This is a genomic window from Psychrobacter sp. 1U2 (genome assembly GCF_051847575.1).
Genome location: NZ_JBPYDC010000250.1, coordinates 1 through 1,312 on the forward strand (window position 1 = coordinate 1; position 1,312 = coordinate 1,312).

The window sequence follows — 1,312 nt, forward strand, 5'->3', positions numbered from 1 at the left end:
GTTCATCTGAACTTAATTGCTGATCTTTGATGTGTGATTTAATATCATCTAGCCCAGTTGTCGATGTTCTATCATTCGTATTCAAGCCAAACTGATTGCCAATCGCATATAAAGGGTCTATTGATCCTGTGTCTCTCAAACGTTGAGCAATAGCTTGCAAGTCTTCTCCAAAGTCTTCGTTGATAAGCAAAGCCTCTACTATTTCTAAGTCATTTTTATTTGAGTTTTTTAAGCGGTTGATTTCTTCAACAACTTTGCTTCTAGACACTTTTTCTAACTTTATCGATGCTATCCTTTTCCTTCTCTCGTACTCATCAACCGTAAGTAGTCCTAGAGTTTTATCACATTCAATATTTTTTAAGATCAATATATTTTGCTCATCTTGAGGTAAGTTGTTCCAAGGTAATGCTTCTTCCTTTAATTCTTGAGCACGTTCAGTTATCACATAATCCAAATCAAAACGTTTACTTCCGTTCTGTTCATATTTAGATTGTAATTCTTTGTATTTAGGGAGACAAGGCGATAAATTACTTACGTCAAGACTGAAATAAAAACTGTCATCTGATGAGTATTCGATTTCAAAAAAGTCTCTCGCTACGCTGTCTATAAGGCTAGAGTTTTTTGCTAAAAACTTACGTTCTTCTTTATCTATTTTAATGTTTTCATATGTGCTAAAAATAAGAGTTAGCAGTGCAATCAGAAAAATTAGTAATAAAGTAGTCCAAAACCCGATGTAAATATACCAAATGAATGTATTTTTTGTTTTTAGGTATCTACCTAAGCGTAGCAAGGTTTTTACCAAAAAAACTACCACTACTAGAGCCAATGTACCAACAATAATGCCAGCACTAAATAATAGATATTCCATGTATTATCCCTAGTAGTAGAGTAAATATTTTCGGTTCAGTATACCCGAATGGAACCATTTATTTTGCTTATTAAATCTATCAATAGATTACCCAAAACAGAACACTAGAATGGAGTTACTTATATCAGACTTTATATGTCGTGATAAATAATAGCAAAATATAATTTCCCCGCCTTATCGTGCCAAATTCAGTTAAAATCATGCCTATTCAGAAAACTCAATAAAAACACGGTTACCCCTTTATGATGCAAAAAATTCTAGACGACATCACTGCCCAAATGGCACTTGAGACCGACCGCGGAAAGGTAGCAGATTATATTCCGCAGCTTGCACATGTTGATCCCAACCAGTTTGGCATCAGTGTTGCCACCCCTGATGGGCAAGTGTACTCAGCTGGAGATGCCAGTAAACCATTTTCCATACAAAGTATCTCCAAAGTATTTA

At 34.8% G+C, this 1,312-nt stretch carries 2 protein-coding genes; one reads left to right on the forward strand and one right to left on the reverse strand.

The genetic code is table 11. The features are described 5' to 3' along the window. The coding region (locus tag ACS8FD_RS14915) for a hypothetical protein (RefSeq protein WP_439276430.1) at positions 1-868 on the reverse strand (868 nt) is incomplete at its 3' end. Between the two features lie 242 nt (positions 869-1,110). On the opposite strand from ACS8FD_RS14915, the gene ACS8FD_RS14920 reads away from it, so the two are divergent. Continuing rightward, the coding region (locus ACS8FD_RS14920) for a glutaminase (RefSeq protein ID WP_439276431.1) at positions 1,111-1,312 on the forward strand (202 nt) is incomplete at its 3' end.